Raw genomic sequence first — 24,364 nt, 5'->3', positions numbered from 1 at the left:
AAGCACTCACACTCATCGGCTGTAATTTGTTAAAGATCGTTGCCCTGACGCCGCCAAACTCGCTAAACTCGTCGTTTCGCTTCGTTTGTTTCGCTGCGTCAGCAGCAGAGAGGCCGAACTATACGACTCAACCCTCGAAGCGTCAACACCCCGTCCGACAATTTTGCGCAGCAAGTCGATAAGTCTTTGTTTTTCAACACGCCAGAACCCACTCAATCCGAGGAGCCTGCATTCGCCTCTTGAGTCCCGGCACACAGCCCCCATTTCTCCCCTATATATTTGTGCGCAAAATCCACATCCAAATGTCCGCGCACGAGGAGATAACCAGCCATGCCCAAAGTCATCATGTATTCCACCGGCGTCTGTCCCTACTGTGTCATGGCCGAGCGCCTGCTCGCGAGCAAAGGGGTTAGCATCGAAAAAATCCGCGTCGATCTGGATCCCGCACAACGCGAGATCATGATGGCGCGCAGCCAGCGCCGCACCGTACCGCAGATCTTTATCGATGATTACCATGTTGGCGGTTTTGACGATTTGTCGGCACTTGATCGAGCCGGGAAGCTGGAGCCACTACTGACCGGTGGCAACTAGCCCGCCGCCTGCAAACATGCGATGATTGCCCGCACAGAACGGCGGGTCTTGGTGATCGCCGGCTCATATCTATAAAACAGGAAGGATTCGAACATGTCCGAACAAGCCCAAGCCCAGGCAAACAACCAGCCGGTGTTCGCACTGCAGAAGATTTACGTCACCGACGTTTCCCTGGAATCCCCGAATGCACCGGGTGCGTTCGTCGAGCAGGAACAGCCGGACTTCAATATCCAGTTCCGCAATCAGGCGCGCAGCTTTGACAACGGCTTCTTCGAGGCCAGTCTCACCGTTACCGCCAAGGCTACGGTTGGTGAACGCACCCTGTTCCTGGTAGAAGTAACCCAGGCTGGCCTGTTCAACATCGAGAACATTCCGGAAAGCGAACTCGAACCGGTTCTGGGCATCGGTTGCCCGAGCATTCTGTTCCCGTACCTGCGCGAAGCCGTGTCCGATCTGACTACCCGCGCCGGCTTCCCGCCGCTGCTGCTGCAGCCGATCAACTTCGAAGCCATCTTCCTGCAACAGCGCGCCCAGCAAGCTGCCGCTGCCAGCAATGAAGCTGCTGAAACCACTCACTAAGCTGGGCCTGGCTGGCTGCCTGCTGGCAGCCAGCGGTCTTGCCCAGTCGCTGGAATTCCGCTCCGTCACCCGCAGCGACGCAATCTGGTACGAAGCCCCTGCCGACAACAGCAAGAAGCTGTTTGTCGTGAGCCGCGGGATGCCGCTGGAAATCCTCTCCGAGCAAGGTAACTGGCTGCGCGTACGCGACAGCAGTGGCACGCTGGCGTGGATGAAGGCCAACGACCTTGGCCAGCAGCGCATGGTACAGCTGGTTCGCAACAGCACCGTGTTTGCCGCTCCGCAGGACAAGGCATCCATCCTGTTCAAGGGCGAGAAAAACCTGCTGCTGGAATTGCAGGAAAACACCCGCAATGGCTGGCTGAAAGTGCGTCACCGTGATGGTGCAACCGGCTTTATCCGGATTGAAGATGTCTGGGGCGTGTAACCCCGGCAATTAGCCCGCGGCGATCCTGCGGGCTTTTTTGTTGAACTGAAAGGAATGCAATATGCAGATCGCCGTGCTTGGCGCCGGCGCATGGGGCACCGCCCTGGCCATCCGGTTTGCCGACCGTCACCAGATCAGACTCTGGTCCCGCGAACAGAGCGAAGTGGACGCCATGCGTGCGGACCGCGAAAACAAACGCTTTCTGCCCGGACTGGCTTTCCCCGCATCGCTGCAGGTTGAAAGCGAGCTGGCAACGGCCATCCGTGACGTCGCACTCATCCTCATCGTCACGCCACTGGCCGGCCTGCGCCCGACCCTGCAGCAGCTGGCCAAACTCGGCAACAAGGCCCCGGTATTGTGGGCCTGTAAGGGGCTTGAAGCCGGCACCATGCAGCTACCGCATCAGGTCGCCGAAGAAGAACTCGACCCGACGATCGCCCGCGGCATGCTCTCCGGCCCGAGCTTCGCGCAGGAAGTTGCCGCTGGCAAACCTGCCGCCGTCACCATTGCGGCCAGCGATGCGGCGTTTGCGCGGCTGGTCGTTGAAGAACTCAACACCAATGTGCTGCGCCTGTATGCCAGCGCCGATCTGGTCGGCGTGGAAATCGGTGCGGCCGTGAAAAACGTGCTGGCGATTGCCGCCGGGGTGTGCGACGGACTGGATCTGGGCCTGAATGCCCGCGCCGCGCTGCTGACCCGTGGTCTGGCCGAGATGGCGCGCTTTGGTGTGGCGCTTGGTGCGCGCGCCGAAACCTTCATGGGATTGGCCGGCATTGGCGACCTGATGCTGACCGCCACCGGCGATCTGTCGCGCAACCGTCGTGTCGGACTGCTGCTGGCCGAAGGCAAGAGCCTCAACGACATCCTCGTCCACCTCGGGCACGTCGCCGAAGGCGTACCGACGGCCAAGGAAGTGCTGCGCCAGGCCGACGCCATGGGTATCGAAATGCCGATCACCCGCGCCGTGTGCCAGATGCTGTTCGAGAACCAGCCGGTGCAGGCCATCATCGGCGAGCTGATGGGACGCGCGCCGAAGATGGAAAACGCCCACTAATTACCCGACCACCCATACGTCCACAGCCGTGCAACTGCAAAGGCTAGCGGCATATACCCAAACAGACTGCTTCATCCAGCCTGTTTGTTTGTGGGGGCCAATCAGGCGCCGGCCAGAAACGCCTTCTGCACGGCGATGAATTCGTCCCGGTGGGACAGGAACGGTGCGTGCGCGGCACCGGCATGAATATGGCACTGTGCCAGCGGCAAGGCATCGGCCAGCCAATGTGCTGCCGCCACGGGCGTCAGCGTATCTTTGTCACCATATTGCAGCAGCACCGGCAGGACGAGGCGCGCCATCTCCGTGCGCAGATCGGTATCGCGCAGGATATCCAGGCCCTCGGCCAGTGCGCCGAGCGCCGGCTCGCCATGCAGGAACAGATCATCGGCCAGCGTGCGCGTCACCGCACGCGCCTGCGCGTCGCCCATGGCCTGCAGACTGATAAAGCGCTTGAGCGTGCCGCGCCAGTCGGCTGCAAGGCTTTCGGCGAACTGCCCGAGCGTGGCTTCGGCCATCGCATGCGGCCAGTCCGCGCGCTGCATGAAGCAGGGGCTTGAAGCCACCAGCGTCAGGCTGCGAATTTTGTCCGGCTGCGCCAGCGCCCAGCGCGTGCCGACCGCACCACCCAGCGACCAGCCCACCACATGCACCGGCCAGGGAAAAGCCGCATCGACCGCCGCCACCATGTCATCCAGTGTCAGCGGGCCGGTTGCCGGCGATTTGCCGTGCCCGGGCAAATCCACCACGTGCACGCAGTAATCTTCGGCCAGCTGTTCGGCCACCGGCTGCCACACCGTGCCGTTCATGGCCCAGCCGTGCAGCAGCACCAGATCGGGGCCACGCCCCAGCGATTCGAAATACACAGACATTGCCTTATCCTGCTCCCCATACCCAAGCACGGATGAGCCTGTAACCATTGATCGGAAAAGTCTACCGGGCAATACCCGTCAGGCGCGTAACAATTCCTGCAGCGTCGCACACAAGCCGGCAACCTGCTCATCACTGTGCGCGGCCGAGAAGCACACGCGCAGGCGCGGTGTCGGCACCGTCGGCGGGCGGATCGCCGCCACCCAGTAACCGCGCTCGCGCAGTGCATCGGATAGCGCCAGCGCGTGCTGATTGTCCTGAACAAGGATAGGCTGGATAGGTGTCGCCGAGTCGAGCAATTGCGCGCCACACGCCTGCATCGCACCACGAAAGGCCGCCACATGGCGACGCAGCGTGCCCCGCAGCCCGGCGCCCTCGGTAATCAGCCGCAGGCTCGCGAGCCCGGCCTGCGCCAACAGTGGTGGCGCGGCGGTGGTATAGATATACGGCCGCGCCGCATTCACCAGCCAGTCGATCAGCACCGGCTCGGCCGCAACCATCGCCCCCCCCAGCCCGGCCGCCTTGCCCAGCGTGGCGAGCTGGATCAGCCGTGGTGATGCCAGCCCCAGCTCTGCCAGCGTGCCGCGCCCGTCGCCCAGCACGCCAAAGCCATGCGCATCGTCGACATACAACAGCGCATCGTAACGCTCGGCCAGCGCCAGCATGTCGGCCAGCGGCGCAATGTCGCCATCCATGCTGAACACGGCATCAACCACGATCAGCTTGCGCCGCGCCGTTGACTCGGCCAGCAGGCGCTCCAGCTGCGCGACGTCGTTGTGCGCAAAGCGCTTGAATTCGGCTCGCGACAGCAGCACCGCATCATTCAATGAGGCATGATTGAGCTTGTCGGCAAACACCGCGTCATCGCGCCCGACCAGCGCCGTCACCACCGCCAGATTCGCCAGATAGCCGGTGGCAAACGACAGCGCCGCCGGCCGACCGACCAGGGCGGCAAAGGCCTGCTCGAATTGCTCATGCACCGTGAAATGGCCGGAAACCAGATGCGAGGCGCCCGAACCCACACCCCAGCGCGCCGCACCGTCCTGTGCGGCGGCGATCAGCGCCGGATGCGCGGCCAGCCCCAGATAATCATTGCTGCAGAAATTGACCAGCGGCTGCCCGTCCACCTCGACCAGCGCGCCCTGCGGCGTGGCCAGCTCGCGACGGCGGCGCAGCAGGCCGGCTTCGTCGCGTTGCCGCAGCGCGGCCGACAATTCGGCAAACATGGCGGGCATAGCGCTATGGTCAGCTTGATTCATCGGACTGCAGCTCATCAAGAACAAGCCGGCATTCTAGCCCAGTCCCTGGTAGGCCGCGCGCGACAACATACCCTTCATGCTATAGCCACAGGACTTAATGCTTTAAATGGCCATAGCCGCATACCCATCAGACAGGTTTTCGGCAATACGGCCAGCCTTTGCGCCTGTGGCATAATCGCCCGCCTTGCCTGCCGAGAAACCCAGCATGAACAGCCCCCGCCTCTGGCGCCACCTGCTCGCCCTTGCCCCGCGCGACTTGCGCCCGTGGCTGGCCGCGCGCGGCTCGCTCACTGCCCGGCTGATGGCGCACTTTCCGGAGATCAGGGTTGCCGTGCTGCGACAGGGCTGGGATCAGCCGCATGGCGACGAAATCACCATCATGCAATTACCGCGCGGCAGCACGCACGTCGCCGTGCGCGAGGTCATCCTCGCCAGCCACGGCACACCGCTGGTGTACGCGCACAGCATCACTGCCCGCAGCGCGCTGGCACGCGGCTTTCACCTGCTGGGGCGCACCGGCAGCCGCCCGCTTGGCGCACTGCTGTTCGCCGACCCGACCATCCGCCGCTCGCCACTGGCCTGGCGCTGCATCGACGCCCGCCATCCGCTCTACCAGAGCGCCCGCGCCGCCACCGGCTCGCTGCCGCCACGGCTGTGGGCACGACGCTCGCTGTTCCATGCCGGGCGCGATGTGCTGCTGGTGACCGAAGTATTTTTGCCAGCCATCAGGAGCAAGTAAGCCTGCTCACTTGCCGCCAGCCCGGCTTCGCCTCATGCTGCGGCGCACTACAGACACTCGGCAGGAAGGCCATGAGCAGCGGCATGATCACGGAACGACTGGCGTATCGCGACGGGCAGATTATCGATCTGTGCTTCGCCCCGCCGCGGCCGCTATGGCAGAAGGACGGCAGCCCGCTCCCCATTCAGGCCCCGGAACATTTCCATGTGCTGATTCCCATCGAAGCTGACGGCCCATTGCGCTGGTTCAGCGATGGCCTGTGCATCTACGCACAGGCGCAGCAGGGCAGCGCAATGGCCTACGAGTACTACTACGCCATTCCCGAGGCCGACCCGGCCAGCTTCACGGTGCTGAATCAGCGCTACGCGCGCGATGCACGGCATGCCTATTACATCACCGGCAAAACCATCCGCACGCGCTCAGCGGAATCCTTCATCACCTTGCCCGACAAGCACCCGCTGCTGGATGCACACGGCAATGTCACAGAGCTCTGTGATTCCTACCTCAACGACAGCGGCATGTTCGCCACCGACGGCTCCGCAGTCTACGTGTGCGGCAGCATACTCAAAAACGCCAATGCCGACCGCTTTCGCCTGCTCCCCTGCCTGTACGCCAGCGATGGCGAACGGGTGTTTTATCGCGGCAAGCCGGTTGATGCCGACGCAGCCAGTTTCGTTGCCATCTTGCAGGATTGCGGCGATGGCGGACCACGGCTCTGGGCCTGTGATCGCGACGCCCCCTTCGCTGGCGGGCAGCGACAGCTCGCCGCCGACCCGCAAGTGCAGGCGCAGTGGAATGCGTTTTTTGCCTGCCACCCCGAGCTGACGGATTACTGGTGGCACCGGAACCAGACAACCACGGCCAGCCATCAGCCTCGCTATCAGGGCATTGCGCTGCAAGGGCTGGATGCAGACAGCTTTGCCATCATCTCGCTGGCGAGCTGCTGGGGAACATCTTGCCGCGTGGATCTGCTTGGCGACCGGCACGGCTGTTGGCAACCCCATTACTGGTTGCCGGACGACGGGCAAGCCTATGTCACGCTGGAGCCGGTAAGTCAGGCATCAATCAGCTCAATCCGTGAGCTGGGCAGCGGCTACTTTACCGATGGCCAGCACATCTTTCTGCTCGAAACCGGCTACAGCACCGCCATCAAACTGGGCAAGGCCGACGCGAACAGCTTTCACGTGCTGCAGGCAGGCTGGGCGCGTGATGCCCGGCATTTCTATTACGCCGGGGTTGCCAAGCAAGGCATCGATGCGGCCAGCTTCCAGCAGGCCGGACACTATGCCTGGGACAGGCAACGCCTGTTCAGTCGTGGCAAGCCGCTGCAGGTTGATGCGCCGCACAGCGAACTACGCTCGCCGCACCCGGAATTTCTGATTGCCGGCGACAAGCTCTATTACGACCGCCGCCCGGTCAGCACACGACGCATTCATCTACCCTCGCTGACGTTCATCGGCAGCACGCATGCCCGCGACCGCCACCGCTGTTATGCCATCTGCGAAACTGGCCTGCGTGAATGCCCGGAATCCGAACTGCCAGCACCAGCCAGTACAGAGCCGTGAAATTAAACCGATTGAATCAGGGGGCTGCCTGCCCTTGACGACCGGCATCCGGGCGCGCACAGTGGCGCGGTTTTCTCTGCCCACTGATTTGCCGCATGGCCACCCCGCTTTCCGCCCGACTATCCAGTTACGCCCGCCTGATGCGCATCGACAAGCCCATCGGTACGCTACTGCTCTTGTGGCCGACGCTGTGGGGGCTGTGGCTGGCTAGCGCCGGCAAGCCGGATCCCTTCATTCTGCTGGTGTTTGTGGCCGGCACCTTTCTGATGCGCTCGGCCGGCTGCGTGATCAATGATTACGCCGACCGCGATTTCGACGGCCATGTCGAGCGCACCAGGGCGCGCCCGCTGGCGGCTGGCGAAGTGACGCCGAAAGAAGCGTTGCTGCTGGCGGCGGGCTTGGCGCTGGCGGCCTTTTTGCTGGTGCTGCCGCTCAATACACTGACCAAGCTGCTGTCGCTGCCGGCGGTATTTCTGGCGGGCAGCTATCCGTTTACCAAGCGCTTTCTGGCGATTCCGCAGGCGTATCTGGGGCTGGCGTTCAGCTTCGGCATTCCGATGGCCTTTGCTGCGCAGACCGGCAGCGTGCCGGCGCTGGCCTGGTGGCTGGTGGCGGCCAATCTGCTGTGGACGGTAGCGTATGACACCGAATACGCGATGGTCGACCGCGAGGATGACCTGAAAATCGGCATCCGCACCTCGGCGATTACCTTTGGCCGCTACGACATTGCCGCGATCCTGCTGTGCTATGCGGGGTTCATGGCGATCTGGCTGGGCATCGCGCTCACCGAGGGGCTGGGCTGGCCGCTGTACGCGGCGCTGGCTGGCTGCCTCGTGCTGATTGCCGACCAGTACCGCCGCATCCGCGGCCGAGAGCGCATGGCGTGCTTTGCCGCTTTTCTTGCCAACAACCGCATCGGCGCACTGCAGTTTGCCGGCTTGCTGGCAGACCACCTGCTGCGCTGATCAGGTCCGGTAGCTGCCGATGCGCTGAGCCAGCGTCGCTGAAAGCGTCTGCAGACGGCCAGCCATTTGCTCCAGCCGCTCGAAGGCGCCCAGATTGGTCGCAATCGTTGCGCTGACCTGATTCATGGCGGCAGCCACCTGCTGCACCGATCCGCCCTGCTCGGACGATGCCTCGGCGATCTCCTGCGACTGCTGCTGCAGCTCGCGGGCACGCCCCAGAATGTCCTGCTGCGCATCGCGTGCCGCGCACAATTCCCCGGCACTATCGGCAACCTGCTCGCGCACCCGGCTGATGCTTTGCACCGCCGACTCCGTCGCCGTGCGAATGCCCTCGGTCATGCGGGTAATGCTGCTGGTGCTGGCCGCCGTACGCTCGGCCAGCTTGCGCACCTCATCGGCAACCACGGCGAAGCCTCGGCCAGTCTCGCCGGCACGCGCCGCCTCGATGGCCGCGTTAAGGGCCAGCAGATTGGTCTGCTCGGCAATCTCGCGAATCACCTGCGTGAGCGAATCGATTTCGCGGGCATTATCGGCCAGCGTCTGGATCTGCTCGGCTGCTTCGCCGGTGGTTTCACTCAGGCGGGTATTGCGCTCGACCACCTGCTCCATGCGCGTGGCCGATTGCCCGGCCAGCGTCGCAGCCTCGCGGATGGCCTGATCGGACTGCTGCACATGCACACCGACTTCATCTGCCGCCTCGGCAATCTGTTCGGCCTGCGCTGCCGTCTGCCCAACCAGCTGCGATGAATTGCCGGCTCTGGCCCGCAGCGCCTGGGTGTCGCCAGCCAGGCCCTGCGCGGTGTGCTCAAGCTCGGCCACGGAGCCCCGCACGGCGTCAACCAGCAAGCCCAGATCACGCAGCATGGTATTGATGGACCGGGCGATCACGGTAATTTCATCGCGCCCGTCTTCGCTGATCCGCCGTCCCAGATCCGTGCCCAGGGTGCGCATGAATTCGCGCATCGCATCAAGCGGCCTGGCAATGCTGCTGGCGAGCAGCCAGCCCAGCAGCAGAATCAGCGCCGAACCACCCCAAAGCATCAGCTGCAGCAGCAGCTGGGTACGCGCAACGGTCTGAGCCGTGGCCTCCCGCGCCGCTGCCGCCTGCTGCTCGAGCAGGTCGGAGAACACTTCCATCCCCTGCTCCAGCTTGCCAAAGCTGGTGTTGAAGGCGGCAAACACGGCATCATCGTGCTTGCCTTCGACAAACAGCTGCAGCGTGTGCTCCGCTTCCCGGCGGTATTGCTGCAGCGCGGGCTTGAGCTCGGCCAGCGCTGCACGCTCCTGTGGCGATAGCGGCAGGGCATCGTTGGCCGCAACCCGGCTATCCAGCTCTTTGGCATGCTCGGCGAAATCCTTGCGGATGGCGGCGATCTCATCCGGCTTGCCTCCGGTCATCACGGCCCGATACATGGCCAGCACATCGCCCCGGATGGCATCGTGCATCATGTCGGCAGCCCCCTGGTTACGGATGGCGGCAAGATTGACGGCGGCCTGATCCAGCCGATCTGACAGCAGCTGCTTGCCATACAGCCCGGCCAAACCACTGATCACCACAAACACCACCGCCAGCCCTGCCAACAGTGCCAGACGGAAACGGATGGTCAAAAGACGCAACATGCGGGACACTCCGGTTTGCGATACAAGATTCTTTATAGAACCTTTCACCAAGCCGCATCATGAAAATGCCCCTCAAGCCTGCCGAACTGGCTGCATTGCTCACCGGCCTATCCGACCAGGAATCCGGCGGCGCACGGCAGTGGTTCTGGCTGGAGCTGGCCAACGCGCAGCCCCCTGCCCAGGCGACCCCGCGGGTACGCCGCCTGCTGCTGGTGCTGCGCCTGCTCGGCCCCAGCCGGCTACTACCCCTGTTGCAGCAGCTCGGCACGCCCTGCCTAGCCCTCTATCAGGCGGGGTATCAATCCAGAATCGAACGCTGGAAATCAGTACTGACAGACACCCTGCTGGGTATTGGATGTGTACTCGCCATCGCAGCCGGCTTCGGCTGGCAACCGGCCAGCGTCCAGTTTGCGTTGTGGCTGGTCTGCATCGGCGCCTTGCTGCTGGCCGCCTGGCGGAGCTGGCGAGCCCCGCACGCTGCAGCAGAGTTCCCGGCCGAAGAAGCCTTGCCCGGCGCCGAAGCGAGCCTCGGGCTCACTGGCATGCTGCTTGCGCGCGGTTGCGCCCCCAGCTCGGCGCCCAGACTGGTCGCTCTTTTGCGCAGCCAGCCCGAGCAGGCGCTGCCGCTGCTGGTGGCCGCGCTGCCAGAGCTGGTGGCGCCACCGATGCACGGGCGCTGGCTGCGCTGGCGCACCATGCTGGTTACATGGCCAGGTATCACGCTGATTACTTCAAAAATAAATGGCTATACACACATACCCGTCAACTACCTCCTCAGCGCCCTCGTGCTGGTCGCCCTCTTGAGCCTGTTGCGGCCAGCGCGCGGCCCTTTACTGCTGGTACTGGGCAGTTGGGCAGGCGCCGGCGCGCTCGCGGCGCTTGCTCGCTGGATTTGATCAGCAGCAAGCACGCATGCTGCTGCCTGCGGCGCGGCGTGCTAGAATCCCGGGCTGATTTTTTGCTGATTTTTCAGGACATCACCATGGCAGGTCACTCGAAATGGGCCAACATCCAGCACCGTAAAGGTCGCCAGGATGCCAAACGCGGCCAGATCTTCACGCGTCTGATCAAGGAAATTACCGTTGCCGCCAAGAATGGCGGCGGCGATCCGGGCATGAACCCGCGCCTGCGTCTGGCCATCGACAAGGCCAAGGCCGAATCGATGCCGAAGGACAATATCGAAAACGCCATCAAGCGCGGCACCGGCCAGCTCGATGGCGTCGATTACATCGAAACCCGCTACGAGGGCTACGGCATCGGCGGCACTGCCATCATGGTCGATTGTCTGACTGACAACCGCACCCGCACCGTCGCTGACGTACGCCATGCTTTTGCCAAATATGGCGGCAATATGGGTACCGATGGTTGCGTGAGCTTCCAGTTCAAGCACTGCGGCTATCTGATTTTTGCACCGGGTACCAACGAAGATGCGCTGATGGACGCCGCGCTGGAAGCCGGCGCCGATGACGTGGTGACCAATGACGACGGCTCGATCGAAGTCATCACCCCGCCGTATGAGTTCGTGACCATCAAGGAAGCGCTGGAAGCCGCCGGCTTCAAAGCCGAGATGGGCGAAGTCACCATGAAACCGCAAAGCGAAACCGAAGTCACTGGCGACGATGTCGCGAAAATGCAGAAGCTGCTGGATGCGCTGGAAAGCCTCGACGACGTGCAGGAGGTGTATACCACCGCCGTGATGGACGAAGAGTAAGCGTCCCAGCTCCCGACAAAGCCTGCCTTCGCGCAGGCTTTGTTGTTTTCATGACTGCATGGTGCTGGTTCAGGCAGGATTCAGCGAAGTAAGATATAACTCTGCATATTCTCCTTGGAATTGGCCATGCTGCGCCGCTTTTCCTACCTGACCCTGCTGCTGGTGCTGCTGGCCTTGCTGGCCGCGGACTACGGACATTTCAACTTTACCCGCATCGTCGACGAGCGCGCCGGTGATGCCCTGTTGCGCGGACATGCCCCGCGCCATCCGGCCGCCAGCGACATCGTGGTCATCGATATCGACCAGAAAAGCCTGGAACAGATGAATGCCGAGGCCGGCAAATGGCCGTGGCCGCGTTCGACCCACGCCGAACTGATCGCCGGGATTGCCGCGCAGCAGCCGCGTGCCATCGTCTTCGACATCCTGTTCAACGAGCTCGACGTGGATCGTCCCGATGCGGATCAGCTGTTCCGCGAAACGGTCGCCCAAATCCCGGTCGTGCGCTTTCCGACCATGCTGCTCAACGATGGCAGCAGCAGCCTCACGGCGGGTGAAATGCCCAAAACGCTGAACATCCGCCAGCTACCTGCAGCCAATCCGCAGGCCCGCCCACCGCTACTGCTGCCCAATATTGTCGCGCCGCAGTTCCAGCGCGGCGGCCTGATCAACTTTGCCGCGGATGCCGACGGCATCGGCCGGCATTACTTCCTGTACCGCGACTTCGAGGGCTGGCGCATTCCCTCGCTGCCAGCCGCACTGGCGAGTGAATTCGGCTGGAAGCTCCCCGAAGACACGGATCGCATCCGGCTCAACTGGCATTCCGGACGCGAGCACATTTCCTATGCCGACGTGTATCTGGACGCTCAGCGCGAGAAGAAACAGCGCCCTGCCGATGAATTCCGCAACAAGATCGTGATCATCGGCACCGCCGCCCCAGGCCTATGGGATCTGCGGGCCACCTCCCTGGACAGTTCCTACCCCGGCGTCGACATTCTGGCCAGCGCCATCGACAATTTGCAGCAACAGGACTGGCTGCGCAGCCCGCCACGCGCAGGCTTTGCCCTGCTGGCCGCGCTGTTGATGGGGCTGCTCGCCATCGGTTTTCAATGCAAGGTGAATACGCTCAAGCTGGGCACTGGCCTGCTCGGCATCAGTGCGCTACTGGGGGCTGCCGCCTGGCAATCGCTGCGCAGCAAGGGATTGTTTCTGCCGCTCGCCGCCCCCGTGGCCTGGGCATGGGGGTATTTCTGGTCGGCCGCACTGCTCGCCTACCTGGCCGAAAAAGCCCAGCGCGAGCAAGCCATCGCCATGTTCGGCCGGGTGATCGACAAACGTGTGGTGGCCGAGCTGATGAATGCCGGCGACATCCACAAGCTGAAGGAAGCCGGTTCCCGCGAGATCACGGTGCTGTTCTCCGACATCCGCGGATTCACCACGCTGTCGGAAACCCGCAGCCCCGAATACATCGTGAACCTGCTCAACCGCTATTTCTCGAAGCAGGTGGAGATCATCTTCAAGCACGGCGGCACGCTCGACAAATTCATCGGCGACGCCATCATGGCCTTCTGGGGCGCCCCGGTCGACGACCCCAGGCATGCTCGCAACGCGGTTGCCGCCGCCATCGAGATGTCCGCGGAACTGGAACGTTTCAAGAGCGAACTAACGGATCTGGGCGCCGATTTCGACATCGGCATCGGCCTGCACACCGGCCGTGCCGTCGTTGGCTTCATCGGCGCCGAGGCGCAAACCAATTACACAACGATTGGCGACACTGTAAACTTGGCCTCAAGAATCGAAGGCTTGACCAAGGGTGTCTCACGCGTACTGGTATCGGACGCCACCCGTGCCGCCTGTGCAGATGAGTTTGAATTCATTCCGCATGGCAGCCACCATGTCAAAGGCCGGGAACAGCCGGTCGAACTGTTTGAACCCCGGGAGAAACACTGATGCGAATCCCCTTTATGGCGGCCTTGCTGCCCGCCTTGCTTGCCGGAGCGGCCTGGGCCGAATCCGGCAGCGTCATCCGCGAGACCGAATTGCGGCAAAAGCCCTTCAGCGATGCCAGCGTCGTCAGCAAGTTGGCCACCGGCGCCACCGTGGACATTCTGAACCGTCAGGGCGCGTGGATGAACGTGCGCAGCAGCGGACAGGAAGGCTGGGTCAAGATGCTGAGCGTACGCCTCAGTGAAGGCGGCAGCACCGATGCCGGCAGCGCACTGAGCCAGGGCATCAAGGTCGTCACCACCGGCTCCTCGGGCAAGACCGTCTCGACCGGTGTCAAGGGCCTCAGCGAGGAAGAGCTGACCCGAGCCCAGCCGGATTACAACGAGCTGGAACAACTGAACAAGCTTGGTGTGAGCACTGCCGAAGCCAGCAAGCAGGCTGCCAGCGCCAAGCTTAGCGCCAATCAGGTGCCGGCCATTGCCGTCAGTGGTGCCCGCAGTTCCGGCAGCAGCAGCACTTCGTCCCCGACCAACTCGCAGAGACGCCCATGAAACAGACCCTGATCTCCCTGCTGCTCGGTTTCGCCTGCATCGGCTCGGCTTCGGCGCTCGATCTGGGCAAGCTGCTGACCACCGACAACATCAACAAGGCGCTGGACGTCGCCAAAAACGCCAACGAGGCTTCGCGCGAATGGACACCGGAGCAAGAGGCCGCGCTGGGTGACGAAATCGCGGCGCGCATGCTCGGTGCCAAGCCGCTGGTGAAAAATGCGGCGCTGCAGCGCTACGTGAACCAGGTCGGCGAATGGGTTGCCAGCCAGTCCGACAAGCCGGACTTCAAATGGCGCTTTGCCGTGATCGAGGATGAGACGGTCAACAGCTTTGCCATGCCTGGCGGTGTCATCTTCATTACCAAGGGTCTGTGGGACCGGCTGAAAAACGAATCCGAGCTGGCCGCCGTACTGGGACACGAAATCACGCACGTCACGCGCCATCATCACCTGGATGCCATGCGCGCCGAGGCCAAGAAAAACGCCGTCAGCAGCCTGACCGATCTGGCCGTGTCGACCCAAAGCGGCAAGAAGAACGAAAACCTGGCCAAGATGGGCAACAACGCCTTCAAGGGGCTGGGCATGGAAGGCCTGTACACCCGCGGCCTGGACAAGGATCTGGAGTACGAAGCCGACGTCACCGGCATGGTGCTGCTGGCCCGGGCCGGCTACAACCCATATGCCATGGTCACCGTGCTGCAGATGCTGGAAGGCTTCAACCGCAACCCGGGCGGGCTGCCGCTGTTCAACACGCACGCCGATCCGCGCGCGCGCCAGGATGTCATCGAAGCCTCGATTGGTGACAAGCTGGACAGCTATGCCGGCAATGTCGAGCAAACCAGCCGCTTTCTGGCCATCAAGGGCAAGCCGCAGCAGAACGGGCAGGCCAAACCAGCGAAAAAGAGCAGCAAATAAGTCACGCTGCCAGCGGCATAAATCACGGCCATCCCGCCAGGGGTGGCCGTTATAATGTCTGGCTCTAGCTCAAGGAGCCGCCATGATTCAGCCCCTATCCGCCACGCATCCCGTGGCCGCCCAGCCCATTGCCGCCCACAAGGCACGCCGCGCGCAGCTGGCCGAACGCCTGGGCCCCGGTGTCGCCATCATCCCGACCACCGGCGAAATCGCCCGCAACGCCGATAGCACCTACCCCTTCCGTTTTGATTCGGGCTTTTTCTACCTGACCGGGTTTACCGAGCCGGATGCCGTCTTCGTGCAGGTGATCGGCGCTGATCGTGTCGAGAACATCCTGTTCTGCCGCGAAAAAGACGAAGAGCGGGAAATCTGGGATGGCTACCGCTACGGCCCGGACGCCGCGCGCGAGGCATTCGGCTTTGATGCCGCCTACCCCATCGACGAGCTGGACGAACGCCTGCCGCAGCTGCTGGGCAACCAGCCAGCGATCCACTTTGCGCTCGGCGCGGATACCCGCTGGGATATGCGTCTGTCAGGCTGGCTGAACAAGGTACGCAGCCTGGTACGTACTGGTGTGCAAGCGCCATCGCGCGTGAACGAGCTGCGCGCCGTGCTCAATGAACTGCGGCTGGTAAAAGACGAACACGAGTTCGCCATCCTGCGCGCGGCCGGCCGCATCAACGCTGCAGCACACCAGCGTGCGATGCGTTTCGCCCGACCCGGCCAGATGGAATACGAACTGGAAGCCGAAATCCTGCACGACTACTACCGCCAGGGCAGCCGCTTCCCGGCGTATTCGTCGATTGTCGCCAGCGGCCCGAACGCCTGCGTGCTGCATTACGGCGAGAACAACCGCCGCATGCAGAATGGCGAGCTGGTCCTGATCGATGCCGGTTGTGAAATCAACGGCTACGCCAGTGACATCACCCGCACCTTCCCGGTGAACGGCACCTTCACGCCGGCACAAAAGGCCGTGTATGAGATCACCCTGGCGGCGATGCAGGCGGCCTTCGATGCCGCCAAACCCGGCAACACCTGGAACATGCCGCACGACGCCGCCACGCGGGTTCTGATTGACGGCATGCGTGAGCTGAAGCTGCTCACCGGCTCGGCAGATGAAATCCTCGAGAATGGCAGTTACAAGCAGTTCTACATGCACCGCACCGGCCACTGGATGGGGCTGGATGTGCATGACGTGGGGGATTACCAGGTGAACGGCCAGTGGCGCACGCTGGCTCCGGGCATGGTGTTCACTGTCGAACCGGGTTTCTACATCCGCCCGGCCGCGAATGTGCCCAAGGAATTCGAGCACATCGGCATCCGCATCGAGGACGACCTCATCATCACCGCCGATGGCCACGAAAACCTGACTGCGGCCTGCCCGAAGGATGTGGCCGGCATCGAAGCGCTGATGGCCGAACGCTAAGCGCAAGCGCAGCTCGCGCCGGGGCCAGCCGCAAGGCTGGCTCTTTTATTTGCAAGCGATCACTTGCCCAGACGCGGCTGCTTGCCGTCGTCCACCGGCTCCCACAGGCTGGGCGCCTGGCGCGGATTCCAGTTGGCCCCTTTGACAGCCTCGTGATCCTGCAGTGCGCGATAAACCCGGCCCTGATAGCTCACAAATTGCCCCTTGCGGTAATGCCGGCCTTCCTGCCAGCTGCCGCCGGGTTCGGGGCGCAGATTCTGCTGCACAGGCTCCCACAGGCTCGCCGCCGCTTCGGGGTTCCAGTTGGCCCCCTTGGCCGCCTCATGCCCCTGGCGGGCGACATAATCACGCCCGTGATAGCTGACACGCTCGCCCGCGCTGTAATGGCGACCCTCGCGCCAGGGCTGTGCGGCCAGCGCCAGCGCACTGACACCTCCCAACAGCAGCAACAGCAATACTCGGCTTGCTCGACCCATGATAACAGCCTCCCGGCCCGGATTTGATTGGCGACGGCAGCCAGCATGCCATTGCCCCGGAACGCTTACAAGGCATCACCCGCATCGGGGAGACGACGTTCACAGCGCGGCAAGCCTGCGGCAGACTTGCCAAGTTGGCGGCAGCCAGCCAAGATCAGGGCTGTGCGGCACCCATGAGGCGGCCGTATTAGATACACAGAACAGTATTAGCCTGCAGGCTATTGCTACCGCAAACTTCAGCCATATACCTGACCATGCTCTGCAAACAGCTTCCAGCACATACCGATATCCTGATCGTCGGCGGCGGCCCGGTTGGCGCCCTGATCGCCCAGCGACTGGCCAGCTGCGGGCATCAGGTGCTGCTGGCCGAAGCGCGCTTCAGCGTGCCGGATGATCCGCGGGCACTGGCACTTTCCTACGCCAGCCGGCAGGCGCTGGAGCGCACCGGTCTGTGGGATCACGTGGCGCTGGCCCCTACCCGGATCGGCCGGGTGCATGTCTCGCAGGCAGGCACCATGGGGCGCACCGCACTGGACGCGGGGGAAATCGATCTGCCGGAACTGGGCTACACGGTACGCTATGCCGCACTGGCACGGCATGCGCAGCGCGTGCTACTGGATGGCGCGGCCAGCGTCAGCCTGGGCACACCGGTTACCCGCATCCGCCAGCTGCCCGGCTATGCGGCAGTCACGCTCGCCACACCCCGTGGCGAACACACCCTGACCTGCCGGCTGGTGATTCTGGCCGAGGGCGGCAAACTGCTGGGCGATTTGCGCGACATCACGCCGCGGGTGAAATCCTATGAACAATCTGCGGTACTGGCCGTCGTTACGCCAGCCACACCGCACGATGGCATCGCCTACGAGCGCTTTGCCGACGACGGCCCGCTGGCACTGCTGCCCGACGGGCGCGATTACATGCTGGTGTGGACACAGACACCGGCAGGGGCCGCCGAAAAGCTCGCACTGGCGGACGCGGACTTTCTGGCACAGATCAACGCCAGGCTGGGCAACCGTGCCCCGCCACTGGTCGCGCTGGGTGCTCGCGCCAGCTGGCCGCTGGCGCTGAAAACAGTGGATTCGGTGGTAGGCCAGCGCGTGGTGCTGGTAGGCAATGCGGCGCAGACGCTGCATCCGGTAGCCGGCCAGGGGCTCAATCTCGGCCTGCGCGATGCGCTGACCCTGGCGGAATTGCTGGCCGGCAGCCCGGCCGGGCAGCTTGGCGAACCCGGCCAGCTGGCACGCTACCGCAAGCTGCGCAACCGGGATGCCAGCGTCGTCACCCACTTCACCGACAGCCTGATCACCCTGTTCGAATCACCCAGCCCGCTACTGAAGCATGCCCGCAGTCTGGGGCTGTTGGCACTGGATGCCACCGCGCCGGCACGGCGCAGCTTTGCCCGGCAAATGGTGTACGGCGCACGCTAATACCCGGCACCCCATTACCGCAACACCCAAAAGAAACATGATTCGAGGCAATATACCCCGCAATTATTCTGCGGGTCGCTCCAGTTCGACCACCACCAGCCGCGCCAGATCCTGCAGCATCTGGATTTCGACGGCATCCATCTGCCGCGGCTCGGGGCTGATCAGGCACAGAGTCCCCAAATTGTGGCCCTGCGACGACTTCAGCGGCGCCCCGGCATAAAAGCGGATCATCGGCCCGCCAGTCACCAGCGGATTATCGGCAAAGCGCGGATCGCTGCGGGCATCCTCGACCACCATCACACCGCTGTCCAGAATGGCATGACCGCAGAAGGACACATCCCGTCCGGTTTCGCGGGCGTCCAGCCCGCAGGTGGACTTGAACCATTGCCGCTCGGCATCCACCAGACTGACCACCGCAATCGGCACCCGGAAAAACCCGGCCGCGACACGGGTGAGATTGTCAAAACGCTGTTCCGGCGGGGTGTCCAGAATCAGCAGCGAACGCAGATTGGCGATGCGTTCGGCTTCATCGTCAGGAAGGCAGGGGGCTTGCATGGCTGGTCTCGAAGGCAATACGGCTTCATTCTAGCAGCCCATGGGCAGCTGAACAGCCCGTGAACCGGCTCACCCGCAGAACGTGATTAGTTGCTAGGCAGCCGGCACCGGGACCCCGTATGCTGCTGCCATCACGGGTCGCAAACCGCCCCCGCAAGCAACAAGGAGAACACCATGCACACCACCCGCACCCTGCTTCCGCTGATCGCACTGGGCCTACTGGCTTCCGGCAACGCACTGGCCGCCAAGGATGACCTCAAAGCCTTTCCGCCGGCCAAGGATGGCTACGAGCGTGTGGTCATCCGCCTGCCGGAAGTGTCGAACCCCGAGCTGTACCGCGTGCAGCTGATTCCCGGCAAGGTGGTGAAGGCCGACTGCAACACCCGCTCCCTGCGCGCCAAGCTGAGCGAAGTCACGGTACAGGGCTGGGGCTACACCTACTGGACCGTCGGCCAGATCCAGCCGGGCCCATCGACCCTGATGGCCTGCCCGGAAGCGGCCAGCGACAAATTCGTTCCGGTCTATAACGAGCAGCTGATCCGCTACAACGCCAAGCTACCGCTGGTGGTCTACATCCCCAAGGGTTCCGAGCTGCACTACAAGGTCTGGACGGCGCCGGAAGCAGCGCAAACGGCCAAGGCGGAATAAACTCGTCTGCCACAGCAAAAACCGGCCGATTGGCCGGTTTTTGTTTTCCCCCTTTAATGCCCGCTGCAAGCGCAAGCCCCTGCCGCCACCGGCGTGGCCGCTGCAGCATCCACCACCAGCTTGCGCCCCTCAATCAATGCCGCTCTCGCCTGGCGGGTGGCGTCCAGCATGTTTGCCAGTGCGCTTTCCGTTTCCGGCCAGCCGCGGGTTTTCAGGCCGCAATCGGGGTTGATCCACAGGCGGTCTGCCGGGATCACTTCCAGCGCCTTGGCGATCAGCCGCAGCATCTCTGCCACCGGCGGCACGCGCGGGCTGTGGATGTCGTACACGCCCGGACCGATCTCGTTCGGGTAGTGGAACTCGCCAAAGGCTTCCAGCAATTCCATGTCCGAGCGGCTGGTTTCAATCGTAATCACATCGGCATCCATCGCGGCAATCGCCGGCAGGATGTCGTTGAATTCCGAATAGCACATGTGGGTGTGGATCTGCGTCGCATCCGCCACGCCGCTGGCTGACACGCGGAAGGCCCGGCCCGCCCATTCCAGATACGCGGCCCACTCGGCACGCTTGAGCGGCAGGCCTTCACGGAAGGCTGGCTCGTCGATCTGGATGATGCCGATGCCGGCGTTTTCCAGATCGCAGACCTCGTCACGGATCGCCAGCGCGATCTGCAGGCAGGTGGTTTCGCGCGGCTGGTCGTCGCGCACGAAAGACCACTGCAGGATGGTCACCGGGCCGGTGAGCATGCCCTTCATCGGCTTGGTGGTGAGGCTCTGCGCATACCGGCTCCACGCCACCGTCATCGCCTGCGGTCGCGCCACGTCGCCGAACAGCAGCGGCGGCTTCACGCAGCGGCTGCCATAGCTCTGCACCCAGCCGTATTCGGAAAACGCGTAGCCGCTCAGCTGCTCGCCGAAGTACTCGACCATGTCGTTGCGCTCGGCTTCGCCGTGCACCGGCACATCCAGGCCCAGCTCGTCCTGCTTGTGCACCACCAACGCGATCTCGGCCTTCATCGCCGCCTCGTAAGCGGCGGCAGACAATTCACCGCGCTTGAACGCCGCCCGCGCGGCGCGGATTTCGGCGGTCTGCGGGAAGGAGCCGATGGTGGTGGTGGGCAGCAGCGGCAGATTGAAGCGCGCGCGCTGCGCGGCCTGGCGTTCGGCAAACGGGCTGTGGCGGCGGCTATCGGCCAGCGTCAGCGCCGCGACACGATCAGAAACGGCAGGGTTGTGGATGCGCGGCGAGGTCTTGCGGCTGGCGATGGCCTGCGCATTGGCCGCCAGCGCGGCTTGCACATCGGCGCCGTTGAGCGCGCCCTTGAGCACACTCAGCTCGGCAAGTTTCTGCCTGGCAAATGCCAGCCAGGCCTGCAGCTCGCCATCCAGTTTGCTTTCCTGCGCCAAGTCCACCGGCACATGCAGCAGCGAGCAACTGGCGGACAGCCACAGGCGCTCGCCCAGCCGCTCCGCCAGTGGGCGCAGCGTGGCCAGAATGGCGTTCAGATCGCTCACCCACACATTGCGGCCATTGATCACGCCCAGCGACAGCACCTTCTCGCTGTGCCAGCCATCGACAAATGCCTGCAATTGTTGCGGTGCGCGCACCAGATCGAGGTGCACGCCCTGCACCGGCAGGCGCTTGATCAGGCCGGCATGCGCCGACACATCGTCGAAATAGGTCGCCAGCAGCAGCGACACGCCGCGCGCGGCCAGTGCGTCGTACGCCGGCTGGCAGGCGTCGAGCCAGGCTTGCGGCAAATCCAGCGCCAGCGCCGGCTCATCGAGCTGCAGCCACTGCACCTTCAGCGCCGCCAGGCGATCAATCACACGGGTATAGGCCTGAAGCAAAGCAGGCAGAAGGGCCAGCTTGTCATACCCCGCCTGCTTGGCCTTGGAAAGCCACAGGAAGGTCAGCGGGCCGGGCAGCACGACCTTGACCTGATGGCCTTGCGTGAGCGCCTCTTCAACTTCGTGGAACAGCCAGTCCACACCGCCGTCGAAGGTGGTTTTCGCGTCCAGTTCCGGCACCAGATAGTGGTAATTGGTGTCGAACCACTTGGTCATTTCCATGGCCGGCTGCGCCGCATTGCCGCGCGCCAGCTCGAAATACTGCGCCAGCGTCAGCGTTTTCGCGTCAAAACCGAAGCGTGCCGGCACACTGCCTAGCAGCACCGCCGCGCCCAGCAGCTGGTCGTACCAGGCAAAGTCGCCCACCGTCACGACATCCAGCCCGGCCTCGCGCTGCCATTGCCAGTGCGTGCGGCGCAGTGTCTTGCCGACTGTCACCAGCTCGGCCTCGCCGATTTCACCACGCCAGAACTGCTCCTGCGCGAACTTCAGCTCGCGCCGTGCGCCGATGCGCGGAAAGCCGAGAATGTGGGCGGCGACCTTCTCTGCTGACTGATGAATATTGCTCATTGCTAACACCTCGAATGATGAATGTGCTTTGCATCATCCGCGCCTGCCGCGTATTATTCCAATTCATAATTTTCAGCATTACGATGAGTATCGCTCAATGCAATCCATCCTCGAACTGCGCCACCTGAAAACGCTGCAGGCCATCGCCGCCACCGGCAACCTCACCCGCGCCGCCGAGCGCCTGTTTCTCACCCAGTCGGCACTCTCGCACCAGCTGCGCCAGCTCGAAGAGCATTACGGCCTGCCACTTTTGAACCGCAAGAGCACGCCGCTGAAGCTGACCGCCGCCGGCGAAAAGCTGCTCGGTCTAGCCAATATGGTGCTGCCGGCGGTGGCGGCCAGTGAACGCGATCTGGCGCGCCTGCGCGAGGGCGAGGCCGGCTCGCTGCGCATCGCGGTGGAATGCCACACCTGTTTTGACTGGCTGATGCCGGCGATGGACCGCTTTCGCGCGCACTGGCCCGAGGTCGAGCTCGACATCGTGTCCGGCTTTCATGCCGACCCGGTGCAGCTGCTGTTTGAAGAACGCGCCGACCTGGCCATCGTCAGCGAGCCGGAGGACGACACGGCGCTGTACTGCCAGCCGCTGTTCGCCTACGACATGGTCGCGCTCATTGCCAACGACCACCCGCTGGCCGCCAAAGCATGGCTCGCCCCCGAGGATTTCCGCGACGAGACCCTGATCACCTACCCGGTGCCGGACGAAATGCTCGACCTGCTGCGAAAAGTGCTGAAACCCGCCGGCATCAACCCCAAGCGCCGCACCACCGAGCTGACCGTGGCCATGCTGCAGCTCGTCGCCAGCAAGCGCGGCATCGCCGCCCTGCCGCGCTGGAGCGTGCAAGGCTATCTGGACAAGGGCTATGTCACCGCGCGGCCGGTCACGCAGCAGGGCCTGCGCAGCGAACTCTACGCCGCCATCCCCGCCGCACACGCGCAACTGGCGTATATGCAGGATTTCCTGCTGCTGATGCGGGAAGTGAGCGCGGAGAATTTGCCTGAGGTATCACTTCTCAACCCTTGAATTAAAAGGACCACAGACATATACCCAGGCCACAGGGCGGGTTAGCCTTGGGCGTAATCCGCCGCACTGTAAGAAGCACCCCATCAGCGCAGGTCAAGACTCGCCCTACAAGGCTTTTGTATAGTACACCTCGGAGGTGTGCTGGTCCGTATCTGCCATATTTTACAAAAATTTTTTCGCTAGGGCGGGTTGATTGCTTTGTACGGCGACAAGGCTTGTGCCGTTGCGACAAAGCGTTTTCAGCCTTTTCTGATAGCGTTTAAAATTCTGTAAATCATCATTTTTCTTGTGCTTGCTATTTGGTATTTGTTCGTTGAACTTGGCAAGGGCAAGAGGCATCAGCAATGTAGAGATAATAATGTCAGCAATTTGCAGGCCTACATGGCTATTGCTATTTCCAAAAGTCGGCGGCAGCTCGAATCTTGGAAAGGTGTTTTTTTGCTCCCACATGGCTAAAGAAATGGGCTGCGAGACTCTGCCATTGATTTCTGGCTCCCTGAAATCAGCTACAATCAAGCCATTACTCAACTCTTTGTCGAGGAGTTGGTGATAATTTTTAGCGATCCGCATCATTGCGTCTGAGTATAACTGGGTACCATTGAACTTATCATCAGGTACTTTTATGATGACTTGGCCATACAGTTCGGCGCCGTGGGCGATCAAGGTGTCGAGTAATTGCTGGGCGAGCTTATGTGCTTTATCTGCTTCTGCCTTGCGTCCTTCACGAATTGCCCGCCTTAGCTCTGCACCTTTTAGTTCGTTAAGCGCGTCTTGATGACGAGAATTCGGTCTAGTTTCGCCATACAAATACTGCTGCTTGATTTTGATAAATTGTCGACCAATCGAATCCAAGGCTTCTTTTGGTAGAGCAAGGCCAGCAATGATAAGGACGGGTTGAATTTCAGAGTTGTTGACTGGCAGATAGCCTGGGCAACCAGCTTCGTCGATGTAGCAAATGTGCATATTAGTTCTCGTAAAGTAATCGTTAGAAAGCAGCTAGTCGCTCTTTTTCAGAGCGAAGAAACGTTGTTAAAACAAACGTTTCCTGCGCAGGCCATTAGGCACTGCACGATTACTCCACCAATATGCAACGCAAGCGTTGTGGAGTGCCCTTCTTAGGGGCTGTCACCATGCTCATCACAAGCCATAAGTGCAGCAGTTTGCTTGGCAAAACTGCGGTTTCCTCGGTGTTGCGACGAGGCGTCCTTCTTAGGAACAGGTAGCGGTGGTTACAACCATCACACTACTTCAAATCGGGTCACCCGAATTTGCATTTTACCCGTACTTGCTACGGATCGCCTTGCTTACAGGCTGGCGCTGCTGAGCGATAACTCAAGCAGAGCTGCACAAGATCTTAAATCATATGTGCGCAAGCATGGTTGAATTCACATCAACAATGTGCCCCACTTCAGGGCTGTCATATTATCGTACCCATCAAGGGGGTGTGCAAGATAGCCTGCCCGAGGCAAGCTAGATGTCCAGTCCCGCTCGATTGATTACACGCTTTTTGAATAACTCGGGCCTTTGCTTCTGCCAATGCTTCATCGCTTGAAGGGGGGATTGGTGCTGTAGCGCCCGCTGTGGCAAATGCTGGTTATAGAG

The 24,364-nt window shown here is 62.5% G+C and carries 23 protein-coding genes and 1 pseudogene; 16 read left to right on the top strand and 8 right to left on the bottom strand.

From position 1 onward, the window contains the following. The first annotated feature begins 330 nt into the window (after positions 1–330). From grxC to INR99_RS17040, 4 genes are all read left to right on the top strand, one after another. Positions 331–591 carry a glutaredoxin 3 gene (gene grxC, locus INR99_RS17055; RefSeq protein WP_194117540.1) on the top strand — a complete coding sequence of 87 codons (261 nt, stop codon included), beginning with the start codon at positions 331–333 and terminating at the stop codon, positions 589–591. A 93-nt stretch (positions 592–684) separates the two neighbouring features. Further along, positions 685–1,170 (top strand): protein-export chaperone SecB, encoded by a 486-nt coding sequence (gene secB, locus INR99_RS17050; RefSeq protein ID WP_194117539.1) that lies wholly within the window; start codon positions 685–687, stop codon positions 1,168–1,170. Then, positions 1,145–1,597, top strand: a complete 453-nt coding sequence (locus tag INR99_RS17045; RefSeq protein ID WP_194117538.1) for an SH3 domain-containing protein — start codon at positions 1,145–1,147, stop codon at positions 1,595–1,597. Before secB ends, INR99_RS17045 begins: the two co-directional genes overlap by 26 nt. A 61-nt stretch (positions 1,598–1,658) precedes the next feature. Then, complete coding sequence (locus INR99_RS17040; RefSeq protein ID WP_194117537.1) at positions 1,659–2,651, top strand: NAD(P)H-dependent glycerol-3-phosphate dehydrogenase; 993 nt, start codon at positions 1,659–1,661, stop codon at positions 2,649–2,651. Between the two features lie 101 nt (positions 2,652–2,752). Here the strand turns inward: INR99_RS17040 and bioH are convergent, their stop codons facing one another. Further along, entirely contained in the window at positions 2,753–3,520 is a 768-nt protein-coding gene (gene bioH / locus INR99_RS17035; protein ID WP_028452803.1) for a pimeloyl-ACP methyl ester esterase BioH, read from the bottom strand. A gap of 78 nt (positions 3,521–3,598) precedes the next feature. Continuing rightward, entirely contained in the window at positions 3,599–4,753 is a 1,155-nt protein-coding gene (gene bioF, locus INR99_RS17030) for an 8-amino-7-oxononanoate synthase (RefSeq protein WP_194117536.1), read from the bottom strand. A 229-nt stretch (positions 4,754–4,982) separates the two neighbouring features. On the opposite strand from bioF, the gene INR99_RS17025 reads away from it, so the two are divergent. The 3 genes from INR99_RS17025 (at position 4,983) to ubiA (ending at position 8,046) form a co-directional block, all read left to right on the top strand. Then, complete coding sequence (locus INR99_RS17025) at positions 4,983–5,516, top strand: chorismate--pyruvate lyase family protein (protein WP_228098421.1); 534 nt, start codon at positions 4,983–4,985, stop codon at positions 5,514–5,516. 71 nt (positions 5,517–5,587) lie between these two features. After that, complete coding sequence (locus INR99_RS17020) at positions 5,588–7,081, top strand: DKNYY domain-containing protein (RefSeq protein WP_194117535.1); 1,494 nt, start codon at positions 5,588–5,590, stop codon at positions 7,079–7,081. Positions 7,082–7,176: 95 nt separating this feature from the next. Next, positions 7,177–8,046, top strand: a complete 870-nt coding sequence (gene ubiA / locus INR99_RS17015) for a 4-hydroxybenzoate octaprenyltransferase (RefSeq protein WP_194117534.1) — start codon at positions 7,177–7,179, stop codon at positions 8,044–8,046. Here ubiA and INR99_RS17010 read toward each other — a convergent pair whose 3' ends face one another. Continuing rightward, positions 8,047–9,666, bottom strand: coding sequence for a methyl-accepting chemotaxis protein (locus INR99_RS17010; RefSeq protein ID WP_194117533.1), 1,620 nt, complete (start codon positions 9,664–9,666; stop codon positions 8,047–8,049). Positions 9,667–9,725: 59 nt separating this feature from the next. Here INR99_RS17010 and INR99_RS17005 point away from each other — a divergent pair, with 59 nt between their 5' ends. The 6 genes from INR99_RS17005 to pepP all read left to right on the top strand — a co-directional run bounded on the left by INR99_RS17005 (position 9,726) and on the right by pepP (position 16,212). Further along, a complete protein-coding gene (locus tag INR99_RS17005; RefSeq protein WP_194117532.1) occupies positions 9,726–10,562 on the top strand; it encodes a hypothetical protein in 837 nt (278 codons plus the stop codon). Between the two features lie 86 nt (positions 10,563–10,648). Beyond that, the gene (locus tag INR99_RS17000; protein WP_194117531.1) at positions 10,649–11,377 is read left to right on the top strand and encodes a YebC/PmpR family DNA-binding transcriptional regulator; all 729 of its coding nucleotides are present in this window, start codon (positions 10,649–10,651) and stop codon (positions 11,375–11,377) included. A gap of 126 nt (positions 11,378–11,503) precedes the next feature. Continuing rightward, the gene (locus INR99_RS16995) at positions 11,504–13,324 is read left to right on the top strand and encodes an adenylate/guanylate cyclase domain-containing protein (protein ID WP_194117530.1); all 1,821 of its coding nucleotides are present in this window, start codon (positions 11,504–11,506) and stop codon (positions 13,322–13,324) included. After that, complete coding sequence (locus INR99_RS16990; RefSeq protein ID WP_194117529.1) at positions 13,324–13,872, top strand: SH3 domain-containing protein; 549 nt, start codon at positions 13,324–13,326, stop codon at positions 13,870–13,872. Before INR99_RS16995 ends, INR99_RS16990 begins: the two co-directional genes overlap by 1 nt. After that, complete coding sequence (locus INR99_RS16985) at positions 13,869–14,786, top strand: M48 family metalloprotease (RefSeq protein ID WP_194117528.1); 918 nt, start codon at positions 13,869–13,871, stop codon at positions 14,784–14,786. Before INR99_RS16990 ends, INR99_RS16985 begins: the two co-directional genes overlap by 4 nt. A gap of 82 nt (positions 14,787–14,868) precedes the next feature. Next, positions 14,869–16,212, top strand: coding sequence for a Xaa-Pro aminopeptidase (gene pepP, locus INR99_RS16980; RefSeq protein WP_194117527.1), 1,344 nt, complete (start codon positions 14,869–14,871; stop codon positions 16,210–16,212). 59 nt (positions 16,213–16,271) lie between these two features. Here the strand turns inward: pepP and INR99_RS16975 are convergent, their stop codons facing one another. Next, the gene (locus INR99_RS16975) at positions 16,272–16,688 is read right to left on the bottom strand and encodes a carbohydrate-binding protein (RefSeq protein ID WP_194117526.1); all 417 of its coding nucleotides are present in this window, start codon (positions 16,686–16,688) and stop codon (positions 16,272–16,274) included. A 254-nt stretch (positions 16,689–16,942) separates the two neighbouring features. Here INR99_RS16975 and INR99_RS16970 point away from each other — a divergent pair, with 254 nt between their 5' ends. After that, positions 16,943–18,115, top strand: a complete 1,173-nt coding sequence (locus INR99_RS16970; RefSeq protein ID WP_194117525.1) for an FAD-dependent monooxygenase — start codon at positions 16,943–16,945, stop codon at positions 18,113–18,115. A gap of 63 nt (positions 18,116–18,178) precedes the next feature. Here the strand turns inward: INR99_RS16970 and INR99_RS16965 are convergent, their stop codons facing one another. Next, positions 18,179–18,670: a GAF domain-containing protein gene (locus INR99_RS16965; protein ID WP_194117524.1), complete on the bottom strand. Its 492-nt coding sequence runs from the start codon at positions 18,668–18,670 to the stop codon at positions 18,179–18,181. 174 nt (positions 18,671–18,844) lie between these two features. On the opposite strand from INR99_RS16965, the gene INR99_RS16960 reads away from it, so the two are divergent. Beyond that, the gene (locus tag INR99_RS16960) at positions 18,845–19,318 is read left to right on the top strand and encodes an ecotin family protein (protein WP_194117523.1); all 474 of its coding nucleotides are present in this window, start codon (positions 18,845–18,847) and stop codon (positions 19,316–19,318) included. A 53-nt stretch (positions 19,319–19,371) separates the two neighbouring features. Here the strand turns inward: INR99_RS16960 and metE are convergent, their stop codons facing one another. Beyond that, positions 19,372–21,738 (bottom strand): 5-methyltetrahydropteroyltriglutamate--homocysteine S-methyltransferase, encoded by a 2,367-nt coding sequence (metE, locus tag INR99_RS16955; RefSeq protein ID WP_194117522.1) that lies wholly within the window; start codon positions 21,736–21,738, stop codon positions 19,372–19,374. A gap of 97 nt (positions 21,739–21,835) precedes the next feature. Here metE and INR99_RS16950 point away from each other — a divergent pair, with 97 nt between their 5' ends. After that, positions 21,836–22,762: a LysR family transcriptional regulator gene (locus INR99_RS16950; RefSeq protein WP_194117521.1), complete on the top strand. Its 927-nt coding sequence runs from the start codon at positions 21,836–21,838 to the stop codon at positions 22,760–22,762. A 162-nt stretch (positions 22,763–22,924) separates the two neighbouring features. On the opposite strand, the gene INR99_RS16945 is transcribed toward INR99_RS16950, so the two are convergent. Beyond that, positions 22,925–23,725 carry a DUF3800 domain-containing protein gene (locus INR99_RS16945; protein WP_194117520.1) on the bottom strand — a complete coding sequence of 267 codons (801 nt, stop codon included), beginning with the start codon at positions 23,723–23,725 and terminating at the stop codon, positions 22,925–22,927. A gap of 507 nt (positions 23,726–24,232) precedes the next feature. Further along, positions 24,233–24,364, bottom strand: a pseudogene (locus INR99_RS17620) (IS481 family transposase); the annotation flags it as partial.

The sequence above is a fragment of the Chitinilyticum piscinae genome (assembly GCF_015223195.1).
In the GTDB taxonomy this organism is placed as follows: domain Bacteria; phylum Pseudomonadota; class Gammaproteobacteria; order Burkholderiales; family Chitinibacteraceae; genus Chitinilyticum; species Chitinilyticum piscinae.
Note: the sequence above shows the minus strand (reverse complement) of the source record. Positions and strands in the feature narration are given on the sequence as shown.

Excerpts from the sequence above, each read along its gene's own strand:
- grxC (WP_194117540.1), top strand. The coding sequence starts at position 331 with ATGCCCAAAGTCATCATGTATTCCACCGGCGTCTGTCCCTACTGTGTC.
- secB (WP_194117539.1), top strand. The coding sequence starts at position 685 with ATGTCCGAACAAGCCCAAGCCCAGGCAAACAACCAGCCGGTGTTCGCA.
- INR99_RS17045 (WP_194117538.1), top strand. The coding sequence starts at position 1,145 with ATGAAGCTGCTGAAACCACTCACTAAGCTGGGCCTGGCTGGCTGCCTG.
- INR99_RS17040 (WP_194117537.1), top strand. The coding sequence starts at position 1,659 with ATGCAGATCGCCGTGCTTGGCGCCGGCGCATGGGGCACCGCCCTGGCC.
- bioH (WP_028452803.1), bottom strand. The coding sequence starts at position 3,520 with ATGTCTGTGTATTTCGAATCGCTGGGGCGTGGCCCCGATCTGGTGCTG.
- bioF (WP_194117536.1), bottom strand. The coding sequence starts at position 4,753 with ATGCCCGCCATGTTTGCCGAATTGTCGGCCGCGCTGCGGCAACGCGAC.
- INR99_RS17025 (WP_228098421.1), top strand. The coding sequence starts at position 4,983 with ATGAACAGCCCCCGCCTCTGGCGCCACCTGCTCGCCCTTGCCCCGCGC.
- INR99_RS17020 (WP_194117535.1), top strand. The coding sequence starts at position 5,588 with ATGAGCAGCGGCATGATCACGGAACGACTGGCGTATCGCGACGGGCAG.
- ubiA (WP_194117534.1), top strand. The coding sequence starts at position 7,177 with ATGGCCACCCCGCTTTCCGCCCGACTATCCAGTTACGCCCGCCTGATG.
- INR99_RS17010 (WP_194117533.1), bottom strand. The coding sequence starts at position 9,666 with ATGTTGCGTCTTTTGACCATCCGTTTCCGTCTGGCACTGTTGGCAGGG.
- INR99_RS17005 (WP_194117532.1), top strand. The coding sequence starts at position 9,726 with ATGAAAATGCCCCTCAAGCCTGCCGAACTGGCTGCATTGCTCACCGGC.
- INR99_RS17000 (WP_194117531.1), top strand. The coding sequence starts at position 10,649 with ATGGCAGGTCACTCGAAATGGGCCAACATCCAGCACCGTAAAGGTCGC.
- INR99_RS16995 (WP_194117530.1), top strand. The coding sequence starts at position 11,504 with ATGCTGCGCCGCTTTTCCTACCTGACCCTGCTGCTGGTGCTGCTGGCC.
- INR99_RS16990 (WP_194117529.1), top strand. The coding sequence starts at position 13,324 with ATGCGAATCCCCTTTATGGCGGCCTTGCTGCCCGCCTTGCTTGCCGGA.
- INR99_RS16985 (WP_194117528.1), top strand. The coding sequence starts at position 13,869 with ATGAAACAGACCCTGATCTCCCTGCTGCTCGGTTTCGCCTGCATCGGC.
- pepP (WP_194117527.1), top strand. The coding sequence starts at position 14,869 with ATGATTCAGCCCCTATCCGCCACGCATCCCGTGGCCGCCCAGCCCATT.
- INR99_RS16975 (WP_194117526.1), bottom strand. The coding sequence starts at position 16,688 with ATGGGTCGAGCAAGCCGAGTATTGCTGTTGCTGCTGTTGGGAGGTGTC.
- INR99_RS16970 (WP_194117525.1), top strand. The coding sequence starts at position 16,943 with ATGCTCTGCAAACAGCTTCCAGCACATACCGATATCCTGATCGTCGGC.
- INR99_RS16965 (WP_194117524.1), bottom strand. The coding sequence starts at position 18,670 with ATGCAAGCCCCCTGCCTTCCTGACGATGAAGCCGAACGCATCGCCAAT.
- INR99_RS16960 (WP_194117523.1), top strand. The coding sequence starts at position 18,845 with ATGCACACCACCCGCACCCTGCTTCCGCTGATCGCACTGGGCCTACTG.
- metE (WP_194117522.1), bottom strand. The coding sequence starts at position 21,738 with ATGAGCAATATTCATCAGTCAGCAGAGAAGGTCGCCGCCCACATTCTC.
- INR99_RS16950 (WP_194117521.1), top strand. The coding sequence starts at position 21,836 with ATGCAATCCATCCTCGAACTGCGCCACCTGAAAACGCTGCAGGCCATC.
- INR99_RS16945 (WP_194117520.1), bottom strand. The coding sequence starts at position 23,725 with ATGCACATTTGCTACATCGACGAAGCTGGTTGCCCAGGCTATCTGCCA.